This is a genomic window from Klebsiella sp. CN_Kp100 (assembly GCF_040065315.1).
Lineage (GTDB): Bacteria > Pseudomonadota > Gammaproteobacteria > Enterobacterales > Enterobacteriaceae > Klebsiella > Klebsiella oxytoca.
The window spans coordinates 154,915-169,799 of the sequence record NZ_JBEAIJ010000058.1 but is presented as its reverse complement, the minus strand read 5'-3'; the positions used below and the strand labels follow the sequence as shown (position 1 = coordinate 169,799).

Sequence of the window (14,885 nt, the reverse complement as noted above, 5' to 3'; positions counted from 1 at the left end):
TGTTAATGGAATGTTTTAAATGAATGCCAAAGGAGGTTCGAAATGGTATCTTTTGTCGAAAAAATATATTTACCTGTGCATATTGCAACTGCGGATAATTATTTTTCCATGGGGGTTATATTCCTTTTGAAAGAACTTTTTGAAGAGGAGTGCCACGGCAAAATCATCATTTCAAAGGTTAACGAACCTATGGCGGCCGATCTGATAGTACAAATACATTCACCGGGAGAGAAAGTATTCGACTGGGTGGGATGTGACGATTTTCGTATGAAGAATGAGTATAAATTTATGATGTTGGGTAAAAAATGGTTGAGCGTATATCCTCACAGTGAGCACTATGACCGTAATATTGTTTGTCCGGTCGTCAGCGCCGTTATCACTATGAGAAACTCAGTTGCCACTATCCGTAGAAAGTTATTTAATTTATTTTTCGCCGATTTAATGTGCGGCCCTCCGGACTTACGTAAACCAAATTGCGCCAATTGCCCTGGGCCCTACCAGCTGGCATGGCGAGAAAAATTGATGCTGGGTTATTTAAGTCAGGGGTTAGGGCATTACGCCATATCACAAAAAATGGGTTGTACAATTAAAGCACTCAGCAGCTATCGTCGTTCTATTATGCGTAAGCTTAATATAAATAAATATAGTGACTTCGCACTGTGGCTGGGGTCCAGATCCGTCTCTGAAAAGTATTCTGATATTGTTAATCAATACGAACAGAAACTTAATGAGGAAGGGGTTATATGGCAAACCAAAAAAATTGCTAACCCAGTCGAAGGTAACGACGATAAACACCGCGTGTTGCAAAGCATGAAACGTCTGATGATGCGCCGTTTGCATATAAGCGAGTCTGAGGGCGATGTCTGGCTAACGACGCGTGAGATTGCAAACGAAATGGATATTAGCATTTATAGTATGCGCTATTTATTATGCCAAATGGAGATGGCGGGGGCCGTAGTAAGCATCAAAACCGGGAAGGGGCGAAGTCATACTCTACGCTGGAAACTAGCAAGTTAGCCATAACGCTTAAACGCATGAAATTTCAATTTATGGAATTTTTGTACAATTACTTTGGATGGATTTCTTCTCTGTAAGCAATTGCTACGGCAGTGCACTTCCCATCCCTGACCCATAAAGCGAGTAAAGCATTAATCAGCAAAATTCCCTCTAAGAGCCTGTCACTAAGGCTCTTAGCAAATCACGAGGCTATTTAATGATGAGTCCTCTCAAACCGGCATACCGGAGTTTCTCTCCTGCACCTGCTCAACCCGCAGGGATGTAAGTGGGGAAGCCGGCTACCTTTACTCCGGCCGTGTAAGCGACCGGAAGGATAAATTTAACCCTGGTCAGAAACCTTTTTCAGCATGGCAAGGACCGCCCAACGTGTCGCGTCGTCAGCGATATTTTCAGGCAGAGCATCAGCTCGCAGATTGATATAAGCATCAACAGCCATTCTGATGGCAACGCTGACGGAGTCACGATCGTGCGTTGCCAGCGTGGAGGTCAGCAGGCCGTCAGGATCAATGCTGTGGAATTCAATGCGGCGAACCCCACGTTGCGGTAGATTTGCCCGACGATACAGCATAGGTCCCAGAATCTGCTCTCGAAAGAATGCCAGCATACCAATCGCTTCGAACAGTTCTCCTCTTCCCAGCTTAACCACTGCATAGTGAAGCCAGATCCAGGCTCGCGACTCAAACCACTCCGGCGTCATGTTAGGCCAGTGAGCGCTGGATTTTACCCGTTGTCGCTCCAGAGCCGTGTTATCACGAGTAAATAATACTGCTGGCTCCTCAACGCGTTGAGTGAGCATTTCCAGAGTGACAAATTTTAGATCGACATGGAGGAGCTCAGGCCCGTACAGGCATATTAGCAGGCGGGGTTCTCCGACATGTTCCCCGGTGAAAGCATGTAACAGATGGCCTAATGTTCCGGCGAGCTCCCTACGCTGCGCCATGACTTCGTCATAATAGCCAGGGTCTACGACAACGATAAAATCGAGATCGGAGTATTGATCAAATCCGCCATGAATAATCGAGCCGCCAGCGAGAAGGGAGTGAATCCGCGAGTCAGACTGAAACTTAAGCTTGAGTTGCTCTGCAAAACTTCTGTGTAAATCGGGTAACGTACTTAGCATACTTTTTCCTGTTCACAAAAAATACAAAGCATTTCAGAATAGCGAGTTGTTTATATTCAGGCCAGATTTTTTTTGCACGAACAGGCATGTCCTTAACTGCCGGTTATCCTGACGTATGAAAAATAGTACAGGGGCCGCAGGGCACCTGACACGCACGATCCGTTACCCTCCTGACCACCAGACAAAAAGTATGATTCAGACCTCTCTCCAAACAAAAAGTCAGAAATAAGTGTGTTGTCGATCACTTTTTGTTCAGATTCATATTGCTGAATTTCTGCTGATGCAGGTATACATAACAAAAAGTTTGGTTATCTAACATAAATTCAGGTCGACATGGAAAACATACAGCAGAATTTAGACGTCTTTATTCCGATGATGGAAGGGATAGCAAATCAGTTCGGTGACAACTGTGAAGTGGTCCTGCACGACCACTCCCAGGGGCTGGAAAGCAGTATTATCGCGATTATTAATGGCCATGTCACCGGCCGGAAAGTGGGCGATCCCAGCAGCAACCTGGGGCTGGAAGTGCTGCGGGGAACGGATGTCAACGGCGACAGGCATAACTACGTTACGCGCACCCGTGAGGGTAAAACGCTACGCTCCACCTCCATTTATATACGTAACAGCAATAAACAGGTTATAGGCGCACTTTGTATCAACCTCGACATTAGCGATATTTTACAGGCGGAAAAAACGCTCAGTAAACTGGCCGGTCATTCGGATAGCAGCGCCGCTAAAAAAGAGGACGTTAATGAGGTATTTGTTAAAGACGTCAATGAACTACTTGATTACCTGATTGCCGAGTGTATGGGAATTATTGATGTCCCCGTCGCCAATATGTCTAAGCAGGATAAACTCAACGCGATTAAATTTTTCGATGACAAGGGCGTTTTCCTTATTAAAAAGTCCGGAGAAAAAATCTGCGAATTTCTGAACATTTCGAAATATACCCTCTATGCCTACCTGGGAGAGGTCAGAGGGGAAAACCCAACAAGTGACGGCTAGCCGTCAGGAGGAAAAATGTTAACCACACCTTATGTTGCGCTGGATATGGATATTATGCAGAGGAATATTATCGCCATGACCTCCGGACTGGCTCGTCATAATATTCAACACTGGCCGCATATTAAAACCCATAAATCTGTACGCCTGGCTCAGCTCGAGCAGGCGCTGGGGGCGAGTGGAATTACCTGCGCTAAGCTATCTGAAGCGGAAGTGATGGCTGCGGGCGGAATTACCTCAATTCTGCTGGCCTATCCGCTGATTGGTGATGACAAATGTGAGCGCTATGCTGAACTGGCGCGCAAGATTACCATGCGAACCATTGTCGACAGCCTGGCGGGCGCACAGGGGCTCTCAAGCGCTGCGCTGAGGCATGGCATGACGTTTGACATCGATATTGCCATTGATTTCGGTGCCCACCGCGAAGGAGTACAGCCGGATCAATTGCTGACGTTCGCCCGTGAGGTGGCGGCGCTTCCGGGGTTAAGGGTTCGCGGGGTATTTACCTATGCCGGGACTATTTATCAATACCACAATGAGCAGGATATCCGCCGCGCGGCGCGCGAAGAAGCCGCTCTGCTGATGACCAGTCGGGATCTTCTTAATGCGCATGGTTTTCATATTGACGTTTTATCCGGCGGCTCAACGCTCTCTTCTTTTTATGCCGATGAGCTCAGCGGAATAACCGAATCCCGCGCCGGAAATTTTATTTTTGGCGATATGAACGCGATTAACGGCGGGATTTACACCGCCGCCGACTGCGCGTTGACCATTTGTGCGACGGTTGTCAGTATCCCGCTGCCGGGCTACGCCACGCTGGATGCCGGTACAAAATCGCTGACCTCCGATCTTTCCGCGACGCCCGGTTCTTACGGATTGATTCAGGAACATCCGGACGTCGCGCTGGTCAAGCTTAATGAAGAACACGGCTATCTGCGCTATGACCCAGAAAAAGTATCGCTCGCTATTGGCGATCGGCTGCATATTATTCCCAACCACTGCTGCGTGGTCGCAAATCTTGTCGATGAAATATATGCCTTCCGTAACGGAATATTGAGCGAAACGATAACTATCGACGCCCGCGGCAAAAGTTATTAATTAACTGAGAATATTATTATGACCGATACTGAATTAACTGCCGATGAACGGCAGGAGTTGACTACGCTCCTGTGCAGCCTGATACAGCACCCGTCGGAAAACCCGCCGGGCAATGAAAAAGCGGTCGCGCTGTTCATTGCTGATGTATTACGCGGCGAAGGCATTGACGTTGAAGTACAGGAGGCGGTAGAAGAGCGGCCGAACGTGATTGCCCGACTCAAAGGGCAGCGGCCAGGCAAGCGGCTGATCCTTAACGGACACTCTGACGTGGTGCCATGCGGCGCAGGGTGGTCGGTGGATCCCTTTGCCGCCGTCATTGATGGTGACCGTATTATTGGCCGCGGGGCGGCAGATATGAAATCCGGCGTTGCGGCAATGATGTACGCGGCGATCCTGATTCAGCGACGGCAGTACGCGTTCAACGGTGAAATTATTTTACTGTTCAACGTTGATGAAGAGCGCATCAACCTGGGGATGGAACATTTTGTGGCGCAGGGCGTCGAGGCAGATTACGCCGTTATCGGCGAGCCGACCTCGCTGGAGATCTGCGTGGCGCATAAAGGGGTGAGCCGAACCCGCTTGACCACGCACGGCACCGCCGGTCATGCGGCAAAGACGCGTAATCCGGACAGCGCCATCGACAAAATGGCGCGGCTCCTGCCGGGGGTGCTGGCAGAGTGTCAGCAGGTGAAGCAAAAGCATCACGATTTACTGGGCAACGCCTCTATGCTGGTGACCACCATTACCGGCGGCAGCGCGCCGAATATTGTCCCGCAATCTTGCGTTATTGAAATCGACCGCAGGGTACTGCCGGAAGAAAGACGTAATGAAATTAACGAAAGCCTGCAAAGATCGCTTAGCGACTCAGGACTAAAACCGCAGCACGACTACGACCTCGAAAACTATCTGTATATTCCGGCCTCGTCTATTGCAGAGACGCATCCGCTGGTGGAAGCCGCTTTTCAGACGGTAGAAGCGCTCACCGGCGCGGCCAAAAAAACGATTTTCGACGCCACCTGTGAAGCGCCGTTCTTCTCCGTAGGCTGCCAGATCCCGACCATCATTCTCGGCCCCGGTGATTTAGCTCAGGCGCACGTCAAAGATGAATATGTCAAAATCGAAGAGCTGCATCAGGCCGCGCAAATATATACCGCACTGGCATTATCTTTACTCAAATAAATATCAGGGAATTACCATGAATATTGAACAGCGATTAACCGAATTGGGTATAGTGCTCAGCGCGCCTGTACCGCCTAAATTTTCTTATGTGCCCATAAAACAGACGGGAAATTTATTGTACTCGTCAGGTAATGATTGTCGGGTCAACGGGGAATTACTTTATCAAGGAACCCTCGGCAGGGAACTCACGATAGAGCAGGGGCAGGCTGCCGCGCGCCAGTGCATCATCAATATTCTCTCATCCCTGAAAAGCTACCTGGGCGACCTCAATCGCGTGGCTGGCTGCGTTAAAATGCTCGGTTTCGTGCAGAGTGCAGACGTTTTCAAAGACCAGCCGTTGGTGATGAATAGCGCTTCGGATTTACTGATCGCAATATTTGGTGAAGCGGGTAAACATGCGCGTTCAGCAATTGGTACCAACACGCTGCCTTTTAATACGCCCGTTGAAATTGAACTTATTTTTGAAATTAAAGATTAAATTTATTTAGTATTTAACATTTATCTTTCCTCCGGGAATATATCCGGGTCCCTGTGACGGCATTATTCTGCGCCGTGCAGAATGCTGCCGTGGTTAACATTACAAAAGGATAATATATGTCCAGTCAAGCAAGCTCTCGCCTGAAGCGTTTGCAAATCATGGCATTATTGTTTTTGCTCGTGGCGGGTATTATTAACTTCCTCGACAGAACCTCACTTTCGATTGCCAATACCACTATCCGTGAAGAGATGGGGTTGACGGCAACGGAAATGGGATTGTTGCTCTCGGTATTCTCCTTTGGCTATGCGCTGTGCCAGCTGCCGATTGGCATGGTGATGGAACGGTTCGGCGTTAAAAAGGTGTATGGCTTTGGTATCTTCCTGTGGTCCGCAGCTCAGACCGCGCTGGGGTTTGTCGGCTCCTTCAGCCAGATGATTGTCGCCCGTATCGTTCTCGGCATAGGGGAGTCGCCGCACCTGCCTACCGGCGTAAAAGTCGTTAATGACTGGTATAACATCCGTCAGCGCGGCGTGCCGATGGGGATTGTGAATATGTCATCAACCCTGGCGCAGGCGCTGGCGCCGCCGCTGCTGATCGCCATGATGCTGGCTTTCGGCTGGCGCATGATGTTCATCATCATCGGGGTGAGCGGTATTATTCTTTCTATCCTCTGGTTTATGTTCTATCGCAACCGGGAAGATGCCGGCCTGTCGGCAGAAGACATCGCGCACCTGGAAGAGGAGACGCCTCCTTCCAGCAAGGAAAAGGTGACCCTGAGGGATTGGGCCGGTCTGTTTAAGCAAAAATCGATGTGGGGAATGATCATCGGTTTCAACGGCGTCGGCTACATGGTTTGGTTATTCCTCACCTGGCTGCCTTCTTATCTCGAAATGTCCCGCGGCCTGAGCCTGGAAAAAACCGGTTGGGTAGCGGCTATTCCGTTCCTGTTTGGCGCTGCCGGTATGCTGGTTAACGGCGCCGTAGCCGACTGGGTGATGAAGCGCGGCGCGGATAAAATGAAGAGCCGTAAATGGATGATCTGCCTTGGCCTGCTTTGCGCTGCCGGCTTTACGCTCCCTGCCGCTTATACTGACAGTACGTTTATGGCGGTCGCCTGCATTAGTATGGCGCTCTTCTCCATTCACTTTGCCGGTACCTCGGCATGGGGACTGATCCTGGTGTCGGTACCGTCACGGCTGATAACCTCGGTGAGCGGCATTCAGAACTTCGGCGGTTTTATCGGAGGGTCGTTTGCGCCAATTATTACCGGAATGATTCTGGATAATACCGGTTCATTTACCCTGGCGCTGGTGGCCTCTTCGGTCATCGCTTTTATGGCTTCGCTGGTTTACTTCTTTATGGTGAATAAACCGATTGTGGACCCGGCGGCAGCGTCCTGTTCATGATGGTTAACTGACAGACACACCCAGGCCTCCAGCCTGAACTGGAGGCTTATTTCTACCAGTTTTTCCAGTTAGCGCGAGGGACTACTGTAAATAGTTTTCTTGCATTTTAATAAAGTCAGCGTCGGTAAAGCCAAGCTCATTTTTAATATAAGCATTAACGCTGCCGGAGAGTGCCTTCATGGTGTTCAGTGTTTCAACGATAAATGCCTCCCGGGTATCGATCAGGGTAAGTAAGTAATCGAGTACATCCTGATTATCGGTAATTTGTCGATAGGCGGTCATCTTCACATTATTTCGCGCCAGGCGGTTTGCGCCGGTCAGCATGTAGTCGGCGATAATATCCTGTTCAGAAACGCCAAGCATGGAGAGTATCAATAAAGCGCCATAGCCGGTGCGATCTTTGCCCCCACGACAATGCTGAATATTCGGCGCATTGCCCGGGTCAAGCAGGACGTTAATCATCGCCTTAAAGGCTTTTTTTGACTTGTCGCTGAGTACAAAATGCCTGTACTGCTCAATGACCTGGCCTCCCTGACCGTTAATCAGTTCCGCCGGTATATCGCGTATAACGCTCTCGATCAGCGCGCGATCCTCATTGCTGGGTTCGGCGGCAAACTGGGCCGCCAGCTCTGCGGTTTGCGCCGTGGCATCCAGGTGGAAGGTCTTATTTTCCCCGATAAAGCCGTTGGGGCTTTTCGCGATTTCGTTGGCGCTGCGGTAATCGATAATGGTTTTTACCTCCAGGCCTTCCAGGTAGGCCTGAGCCTGCGGCGTCAAATTATACAGATGGTTGGAGCGATAGAGCAGGCCCCATTTAACCCTTTTGCCGCCTGCACCGCGATATCCTCCGATATCCCTGAAATTATTTATACCGGATATCGGCAGGGTTCTTTCGCCAAACAACCATGAATTTTGCGCATGTTCCACGATAAAATAGATACGCTGCCGCGCCTGCAAAGGGTCATCAAAATATACCGGACCTGAGATACGATCGGTAATCAAGTTACGCTCGGCGGTGTGAATATCGCGGTCTCGCGTCCAGTAGAGCGTGGCGTTATCTAATGCTTTGGAAAAATGAATTTCAAGCTGCGTATGATTATGACGAATAACGGAAAACTGCGGTGTTTCATTCATACATCTTCCCTTAATTTAAAATTCCCAACATCGAACAAATGACGCCGATGCACATCATGCCGATGATGAGCGCGACGGTATGTTTGCCCTTAAATTTTTTGACGAGGAAAAAGATACCCAGCGCAAATAGCAGGGTCAGCAAGTTAGGAATAACTTTATCGAACATCTCCTGCACTTTTATCGACTGCTCGCCAACCGCAATAACCAGCGGAGTTGATATTTTCACGGTTGTCGCTATTAACGACCCCAGCACCATCACGCCGACCACGTTGGCGATGTTGGAGATACGCTGGATAATGTTCGAGTTTTTCGACTGCTCGATTAAGTCTACGCCCTTGTTATAGCCATAGTGGATAAAGAAATATTTTGAGCCGACGTTAACGATATTAAACAGGATGAACATCAGAAGAGGGCCAATAATATTGCCCTGAAGCGCAAAGGCCGCCCCGATACTGCCGCAGATTGGCAGCCAGGTAAATTTGAGTAAGCTATCCCCGAGACCGGCAAAGGGGCCCATCAGCCCGGCTTTTACCGACACCACGGCTTCTTTTTCTTCTTCCGAGGTTTTTTCCTCCAGCGCGGCGGTGACGCCAAGGATCAGCGCGCCGGTATTCACCTGTGAGTTGTAAAACTCAAGGTGGCGCTTCATGGCTTTAATGCGCGTTGCTTTATCGGCATCAGCGTAGAGTCGCTCAAGCACCGGAATCATGCAATGCGCAAAGCCGATGGTTTGTAACTTCTCATAGTTATAAGAAAAGGACATTGACTGGATATTCCAGAAAATACGGTTTAGATCCTGCTTAGTCAGTTTTTTGTCCTGGGTTGCGGTTTCGGCCACCCGATAAGAGGCGATATCGCTCATAAGTCATATCCTTCTTCAGTGTCGGTAGTGGACTGCTGCTCTTTTTCCGCAGGTGAACTCTCGGCCTTCTGACCATTGCTGTAGGCCATGTCATAGAGCACGGCAAAAGCCAGAGCGATAAAGGTAATGGGAATGATCGGCAGCTTCAGATAGGTGGTGAGCATGAAGCCAAGCAGAAAGAAGAACCACATCCGGCCTTTCAGCAGCATTAAGAGGAGGATACAGACGCCGATGGCCGGGATCATTTTGGCGGCAACGCCCATACCGGTCAGAATACTTTCCGGGATGGCGGCCAGAATCCGACCCACCAGGTCCCCGCCAAAATAGACGGCCAGGAAGCAGGGGACGGCGCGGATCAGAAACCACAGCGGCGTAGAGAAATAATGGACTTTCAGCAGCTTACCATAGTCACCCTCCTGAATGGACTTCTCCGCCCATACGTTCAGGAAACTGGCGAAAGAGCGCCAGATGATAAGAAGCTGCTGGCAGAGTATCGACACCGGGACGGCGAGGGCGATGCCCGCAGCGATACCGCCTTTGGAGGAAATGCCCAGAGCGACGCCGATGATTGATCCGGCAATAATGTCGGGCGCGGAATAGGCCCCGACGTTGCCGATCCCCATCCACATCAGCTCCAGCGTGGCGGCGATCGCCAGCCCCTGAACCGTATCGCCCATAATAATTCCAGCAACGGTTCCCGTCAGAAGCGGGCGGCGTAGCATCTGCGGCCCGACGTCGTCCAGTGAGCAGATCCCTGCCCAGATGGCGACCAGAAAAGCTTCAATTAACATAGAGTATTCCCTGTTTTAAAAGTCGTCATACGCGCTGGCGTTAAATTAACGTTTGCAGATCAACTACCGGATCTTTGGGCACCATCTGTATTTCCACCGGTATATTCCTGGCTATTAGCGATTTAAAGGCTTGTTCTTCTTCCGGCGTTACCGCGACGGCGCGGGAAAGACTCTTTCTGCCTTCCTGCATTCGCATGCCGCCGACGTTGAGTTTGTCGATTTTCACCCCGTTTTCAACGAGCGTGTTTACATCAATACTGTTAGTGAACAGCAGCATGGTGCGTCTTTTAATTTCCGTTTTTTGCAGGATTTCGATAAATTTCTGCACGCCGAATACCTGTACCTTTAATTCCGGCGGCGCGGACATGGTTAAAACCGATTGCTGTATTTTGTCGCCAGCGACTTTATCGTTGATGATGAGCACTTGTTCGATATCGTGGTTTTTTACCCACGTGGTAATAACCTGGCCGTGAATCAGACGGTCATCAATTCTTGCGAGATTAATCGGCATATTTATTTCCCCTACAGATCGGTCGATTGTGTGTATTCAGCGTGTAACGTTTTTCCGACGTTAAAACAGCTACCCGGGAAAACGTCTTCAATAATTGTTGCAATCTCATCGCGCGGTAAATCACGATTGCTGAGCACTTCCAGCAGCGTCGGGATATTGAACCCGCAGAACAGCAGGATGTCCGGATAGGTCAAAAAGAGCTCGCTCGCCAGGTTGCATGGCGAACCGCCCATCATATCGACCAGTATCACCACGCCGTTTCCCTTATTGACCGAGAGATAGGTTTCGAGCAGCGTGGCGCGCACATCGCTGATATTGGCCTCAGGCTGCAGCGAAATCACCGACACGTTGCGCTGTTCACCGATAAGCATTTCCGCACAGGAAAGCGCCCCCTGGGCAAAAGGACCGTGGCTGACCAGAATGACAGGAATTTCAGTTTGCATACGTTCTCCCGGACTGACGTTGAGTGACATTGTTACTATTTATTGTTTCGATGTTAGTAATAGTATTACTTTAAGGTGAGGGAATACACAGGACAGAAGTCCCATTTATTCATTCTGCGAGGGTGATCACTCTTCAGTTATTCAGCGCCGTGTTGGGTTTACGGCGCCGCAGGCACGGCAAGGGCAGGAGGCTGGAGCGCGTTATTCGTCAGGATTTGTGATTCTGATTGTAGAAACGCTGGGCGCGGTTTTGGGTTTGTTTCAGCAGGCGATCGTCGTATTGCTGAATAAAGAGATTCGTCACCAGCATATTGATAACCGAGAGCTGCGACATTTTTGAACGGATAGGGATCAGGCGAGATACGCTTTCGCTGGTAATGGTGTGTAACAGAACGGTAGCGAGAGCAGAGATGCGGCTTTGCCCCATTTTGGTGATAGCAATTGACGGAACGCCCAGCTGCTGAGCCATGGTCAGCAGCTTAACGCTTTCCAGGTTTTCGCCGGAATGGGAGAGAATAATCACCAGGTCATGCTCATCCAGCGTATTGACGATGCTGTACTGAATACTGTAATCCGCGTGACAGCTCACGTCTTTCTTTATTTTGATGAGCTGATACTCCAGCTCTTTACCGACGAGTCCGCTGCTGCCGGCACCGTAAATCACGATCTTATTACTCTTCCTGATCAGCGCTATCGCCAGCTCTAGCTGTTCGATATTCACGATGGCATGGGTCTCATCAATGGAGGATTTTTCAATCAGCTGGATTTTATGATTGACGCTCTCTACAGAGTCATCAAGATTGATATCCTCCTGTAAAACCTTGTCGTGCTGGGGATGACCAGAAGAGGTGATCAGATCAATTTTAAGATCGCTGAAACCCTGATAGCCGAGTTTGTGGCAGAGACGCAGGATGGTTGTGGTGCTGACATCATTCGCTTTGGCCAGGGTCTGAATGCTCATGCTTTTTAGCAGCGGCTTATTCGCCAGAATATAGTCGGCGACAAGACGCTCTTTGGCGGACAGATTGTTATTCACTTCTCTTAGCTTTAGATCAAGCACCTGGCCACCTTTAAAAGTGAGACGATAATTGTTCGCCATCATACAAGATAATCGGAAGGTTGATAACCACTCTGCCATCAGGCAGATTTGTCGCCAGGCAATCAGACGGCACCAGGCGAAGAATGAAATATCAGGACGAATTACAGAGATTATTATTCAGCGATCCGCTCAGAATGGAGGCGCTTTATGCCGTTCAGGCGCTCGAACTCAACGATGGCTGGATCGGTGCCGGCCTGGTCAGAGATGCGGTTTGGGATCATCTGCACGGATACGGTCAAAGGCCGGTTTCGGGTGATGTGGATGTTGTCTGGTTCGATCCGAAAAGCTGCAGTGCTGCCCACGATAACGCGCTGGAAGCGGGGCTTTGCCAACGGTCACCCGCCTTTAACTGGTCGGTGAAGAATCAGGCCAGAATGCACCAGCGTAACGGTAATCAACCTTATCATTCAACGGAGAATGCACTTAGCTACTGGCCTGAGACGGCGACGGCCATCGCGGTCAGAATAGGGCGCTCTGGCCTTATTGAGGTCATTGCGCCTTACGGACTCGACGATCTGTTTGAACGTCGCCTGCGGCCAACGCCGGAATTTGAGGGCGATAAGCTGAATATTTTCCGCCAGCGCGTGGCGGAAAAACGCTGGCTGGAACGCTATCCTGTTCTGCAGCTTATGCTCCCGACCGGAGGCGGTCAAACCCAGCGGTGAGTCAGCGGTGAAGGGGATGCGCTAATCGCCCCCCTCTATCGATTGTCAGAAGAAATCAATGCGCGTATTGATCCCCACGGTGCGGCCCATATTGACCTGCGCGACAGCGCTGCTGCCGTTCATATAGCCGTAGGTACGGTAACGGCGATCGAACAGATTATCGACATAGACGGAAATATTCATCCGTTCAGTCGCCTGCCAGCCCAGGCTGCTGTCGAGGGTGGCGTAAGTCCCTTGCCGCAGCTGGTTATCGCCATCGAAATAATGCGGTCCCACCAGATTCACCGCCAGTCGGGGCATCAGCGCCCCATAACGGGTATCAATCATGCCGTTCACGCTGCTCCCCGCGCCGTAACGCGGAACAAACGGCACCCGATTGCCGTGATACAGCTCACTGTCATTGGTGAATTCGGAACGGATCATGTTGCCATTGATGTCCCATGACCAGCCGGGCGCAAACCGCCATTTTGCCTCAAGCTCAACGCCGGTGGCGTCGGCTCTCCCCGCGTTGCTTAAGGTCTGCATCCCGACCGGACCAGAGTAGAGCTGCATATCTTTGGTGTGGGTATAAAACGTCGCGGCTTGCAGCGTGACGTCGGCGGTCTCGTAGCGGGTGCCAATTTCGTAGTTGATGGATTTTTCCGCGCTGAACGGCCTGGCATCAAGGCCTGCGGTAGGCACGATATTATATCCGGAAGGTTTATATCCCTGCGCTACGCGGGTATACACCCGCCAGTCGTCGGTCAGCATATAGCCTGCGGAGAGCTGTCCGAGCACGTGGTCATCACTGCTTTTACCACGATCGCCAAAGGGGTTACCGAGCATACTGCCGTGATACTGCGTGCTGGCTTTATCATGTGAGAAACGCGCGCCGCCGCCGATGTCAAAACGATCGGTTAAATGCCAGGTCAGATCGCTGTAGGCGGCCAGCGTTTCGGCGGTGGTGTAGCCGGTGCTGCTTAAATAGGGCATGGTCGGCATATCGTAGGCTGAATTTAGCTTCTCCCGGGTATTCTGCCGGTACAATCCGAACACCATATCCACGGTCCGCGTCTCGCCGAGAGTCGCGGCGCGTAGCTCCTGCACATCCTGATTCCAGCGTTGGGGCATATTGACGATCAACGAGCCGGAAGGAAAAGTGCGCGAATAATTCTGCTGCTGCCAGGCACCGATCAGATTGAAAACCCAGTCCTCGGTGCTGTATTTCCCGCTGAGCGTCTGGCTGTCAGTGCAGCGCCGCATATATGGGTCCGGCGACCCCGGGTCGATCGACAGTTTACGGCTCTTAATATCATTCCATGCCACATAGGCATCCTGTGTCGCGCGAGTACATTCGCGCGAGGCGGCAAACCCCATTTCCCAGGGCTGGTCGTCCGGCGCCAGACGCAGTTTCACATTCCCTATGCTGGCGCGGGTGCCGCCTAAATCATCGCTTCCCGTCGCAGGGTTAATCATCTCGCCGTCATCAACCTGGCGTAACAGCGTTACGCTGCCATAGAGCAGACCATCCTGAAGAGGGCCGCTCAGGTTGAACTTGCTACGATAGCTGTCGCGGCTGCTGACGCCGCCTTCAATATAGCCGCGCGGGGTACTGTCCGGCTGCTGCGTGACGATGTTGATAATCCCGCCCTGAGCGCTTTTGCCATACAAGGTTCCCTGGGGACCCCGCAGCAGCTCCACGCTTTGCACATCGGTTAGCGCCTGGATGGTGTTAGTAGATAGCTGGGGAACCCCGTCGACATACAGGGTGACGGCAGGGTTATAGAAGTCCTGGGCAGAAGAGATGCCGCGAAGCGAGATCGTTGAAAAAAGCATATTGCCGCTATTTTCAATATTGAGTCCGGGCAATACTCGGGGGAGTTTGTCGCTGGCGGTAACGCCTGCGTCGCTTAACTCCGTCGCGCTGATAACGGTAGAAGAGACGTTATTGGCTGATGCCGAGCGGGAAGACTGTTTACTGGCGGTGACCACCAGCGTGGTTTCGTCTTGCTGTGCAGTCTGGGCATGAGCCATGCCCGGGAGCAGAAACCCTCCCACAATCAGAGGGTAAAACCGTGTCATTTTCATTGTTATGAGTCCC

15 protein-coding genes are annotated in these 14,885 nt (G+C 50.9%); 7 read left to right on the top strand and 8 right to left on the bottom strand.

The features are described from left to right. Positions 1–42 precede the first annotated feature (42 nt). On the top strand, positions 43–1,017 hold the full coding sequence (locus tag ABLV12_RS25275; RefSeq protein WP_348867448.1) for a LuxR C-terminal-related transcriptional regulator: 975 nt from the start codon (positions 43–45) through the stop codon (positions 1,015–1,017). 319 nt (positions 1,018–1,336) lie between these two features. Here ABLV12_RS25275 and ABLV12_RS25270 read toward each other — a convergent pair whose 3' ends face one another. Beyond that, complete coding sequence (locus ABLV12_RS25270; protein ID WP_160886497.1) at positions 1,337–2,137, bottom strand: nucleotidyltransferase domain-containing protein; 801 nt, start codon at positions 2,135–2,137, stop codon at positions 1,337–1,339. A 333-nt stretch (positions 2,138–2,470) separates the two neighbouring features. Here ABLV12_RS25270 and ABLV12_RS25265 point away from each other — a divergent pair, with 333 nt between their 5' ends. The 5 genes from ABLV12_RS25265 (at position 2,471) to ABLV12_RS25245 (ending at position 7,300) form a co-directional block, all read left to right on the top strand. Then, positions 2,471–3,142 carry a helix-turn-helix transcriptional regulator gene (locus tag ABLV12_RS25265; protein WP_017145864.1) on the top strand — a complete coding sequence of 224 codons (672 nt, stop codon included), beginning with the start codon at positions 2,471–2,473 and terminating at the stop codon, positions 3,140–3,142. A 15-nt stretch (positions 3,143–3,157) separates the two neighbouring features. Next, a complete protein-coding gene (locus ABLV12_RS25260; protein WP_348867447.1) occupies positions 3,158–4,237 on the top strand; it encodes an alanine racemase in 1,080 nt (359 codons plus the stop codon). Between the two features lie 18 nt (positions 4,238–4,255). Then, entirely contained in the window at positions 4,256–5,416 is a 1,161-nt protein-coding gene (locus ABLV12_RS25255) for a M20 family metallopeptidase (RefSeq protein ID WP_348867446.1), read from the top strand. 16 nt (positions 5,417–5,432) lie between these two features. Next, positions 5,433–5,894: a RidA family protein gene (locus ABLV12_RS25250; protein ID WP_017145866.1), complete on the top strand. Its 462-nt coding sequence runs from the start codon at positions 5,433–5,435 to the stop codon at positions 5,892–5,894. Between the two features lie 116 nt (positions 5,895–6,010). After that, complete coding sequence (locus ABLV12_RS25245; RefSeq protein WP_016808947.1) at positions 6,011–7,300, top strand: MFS transporter; 1,290 nt, start codon at positions 6,011–6,013, stop codon at positions 7,298–7,300. Positions 7,301–7,381: 81 nt separating this feature from the next. Here the strand turns inward: ABLV12_RS25245 and ABLV12_RS25240 are convergent, their stop codons facing one another. The 6 genes from ABLV12_RS25240 to ABLV12_RS25215 form a co-directional block, all read right to left on the bottom strand. Further along, positions 7,382–8,434, bottom strand: coding sequence for a tyrosine-protein phosphatase (locus ABLV12_RS25240; protein WP_238759262.1), 1,053 nt, complete (start codon positions 8,432–8,434; stop codon positions 7,382–7,384). A 10-nt stretch (positions 8,435–8,444) separates the two neighbouring features. Then, positions 8,445–9,296 carry a PTS system mannose/fructose/sorbose family transporter subunit IID gene (locus tag ABLV12_RS25235; RefSeq protein WP_004113118.1) on the bottom strand — a complete coding sequence of 284 codons (852 nt, stop codon included), beginning with the start codon at positions 9,294–9,296 and terminating at the stop codon, positions 8,445–8,447. Further along, complete coding sequence (locus ABLV12_RS25230; protein ID WP_004113116.1) at positions 9,293–10,087, bottom strand: PTS sugar transporter subunit IIC; 795 nt, start codon at positions 10,085–10,087, stop codon at positions 9,293–9,295. The genes ABLV12_RS25235 and ABLV12_RS25230 overlap by 4 nt, the downstream gene beginning before the upstream one ends. A gap of 40 nt (positions 10,088–10,127) precedes the next feature. Next, a complete protein-coding gene (locus ABLV12_RS25225; protein ID WP_004102114.1) occupies positions 10,128–10,598 on the bottom strand; it encodes a PTS sugar transporter subunit IIB in 471 nt (156 codons plus the stop codon). Between the two features lie 11 nt (positions 10,599–10,609). Then, positions 10,610–11,041, bottom strand: a complete 432-nt coding sequence (locus tag ABLV12_RS25220; protein WP_004102113.1) for a PTS sugar transporter subunit IIA — start codon at positions 11,039–11,041, stop codon at positions 10,610–10,612. Positions 11,042–11,249: 208 nt separating this feature from the next. Continuing rightward, positions 11,250–12,101, bottom strand: coding sequence for a MurR/RpiR family transcriptional regulator (locus ABLV12_RS25215; protein WP_032704848.1), 852 nt, complete (start codon positions 12,099–12,101; stop codon positions 11,250–11,252). A gap of 122 nt (positions 12,102–12,223) precedes the next feature. Between ABLV12_RS25215 and ABLV12_RS25210 the strand changes: the two genes are divergently transcribed. Beyond that, entirely contained in the window at positions 12,224–12,805 is a 582-nt protein-coding gene (locus ABLV12_RS25210) for a nucleotidyltransferase family protein (protein ID WP_032746056.1), read from the top strand. A gap of 45 nt (positions 12,806–12,850) precedes the next feature. Here the strand turns inward: ABLV12_RS25210 and fyuA are convergent, their stop codons facing one another. Further along, the gene (gene fyuA, locus ABLV12_RS25205; RefSeq protein ID WP_004102110.1) at positions 12,851–14,872 is read right to left on the bottom strand and encodes a siderophore yersiniabactin receptor FyuA; all 2,022 of its coding nucleotides are present in this window, start codon (positions 14,870–14,872) and stop codon (positions 12,851–12,853) included. Positions 14,873–14,885: the final 13 nt, after the last annotated feature.

Coding starts and splice junctions, on each gene's coding strand:
- ABLV12_RS25250 (WP_017145866.1), top strand. CDS start 5,433: ATGAATATTGAACAGCGATTAACCGAATTGGGTATAGTGCTCAGCGCG.
- ABLV12_RS25270 (WP_160886497.1), bottom strand. CDS start 2,137: ATGCTAAGTACGTTACCCGATTTACACAGAAGTTTTGCAGAGCAACTC.
- ABLV12_RS25210 (WP_032746056.1), top strand. CDS start 12,224: ATGAAATATCAGGACGAATTACAGAGATTATTATTCAGCGATCCGCTC.
- ABLV12_RS25230 (WP_004113116.1), bottom strand. CDS start 10,087: ATGTTAATTGAAGCTTTTCTGGTCGCCATCTGGGCAGGGATCTGCTCA.
- ABLV12_RS25275 (WP_348867448.1), top strand. CDS start 43: ATGGTATCTTTTGTCGAAAAAATATATTTACCTGTGCATATTGCAACT.
- fyuA (WP_004102110.1), bottom strand. CDS start 14,872: ATGAAAATGACACGGTTTTACCCTCTGATTGTGGGAGGGTTTCTGCTC.
- ABLV12_RS25260 (WP_348867447.1), top strand. CDS start 3,158: ATGTTAACCACACCTTATGTTGCGCTGGATATGGATATTATGCAGAGG.
- ABLV12_RS25225 (WP_004102114.1), bottom strand. CDS start 10,598: ATGCCGATTAATCTCGCAAGAATTGATGACCGTCTGATTCACGGCCAG.
- ABLV12_RS25265 (WP_017145864.1), top strand. CDS start 2,471: ATGGAAAACATACAGCAGAATTTAGACGTCTTTATTCCGATGATGGAA.
- ABLV12_RS25220 (WP_004102113.1), bottom strand. CDS start 11,041: ATGCAAACTGAAATTCCTGTCATTCTGGTCAGCCACGGTCCTTTTGCC.
- ABLV12_RS25240 (WP_238759262.1), bottom strand. CDS start 8,434: ATGAATGAAACACCGCAGTTTTCCGTTATTCGTCATAATCATACGCAG.
- ABLV12_RS25255 (WP_348867446.1), top strand. CDS start 4,256: ATGACCGATACTGAATTAACTGCCGATGAACGGCAGGAGTTGACTACG.
- ABLV12_RS25235 (WP_004113118.1), bottom strand. CDS start 9,296: ATGAGCGATATCGCCTCTTATCGGGTGGCCGAAACCGCAACCCAGGAC.
- ABLV12_RS25245 (WP_016808947.1), top strand. CDS start 6,011: ATGTCCAGTCAAGCAAGCTCTCGCCTGAAGCGTTTGCAAATCATGGCA.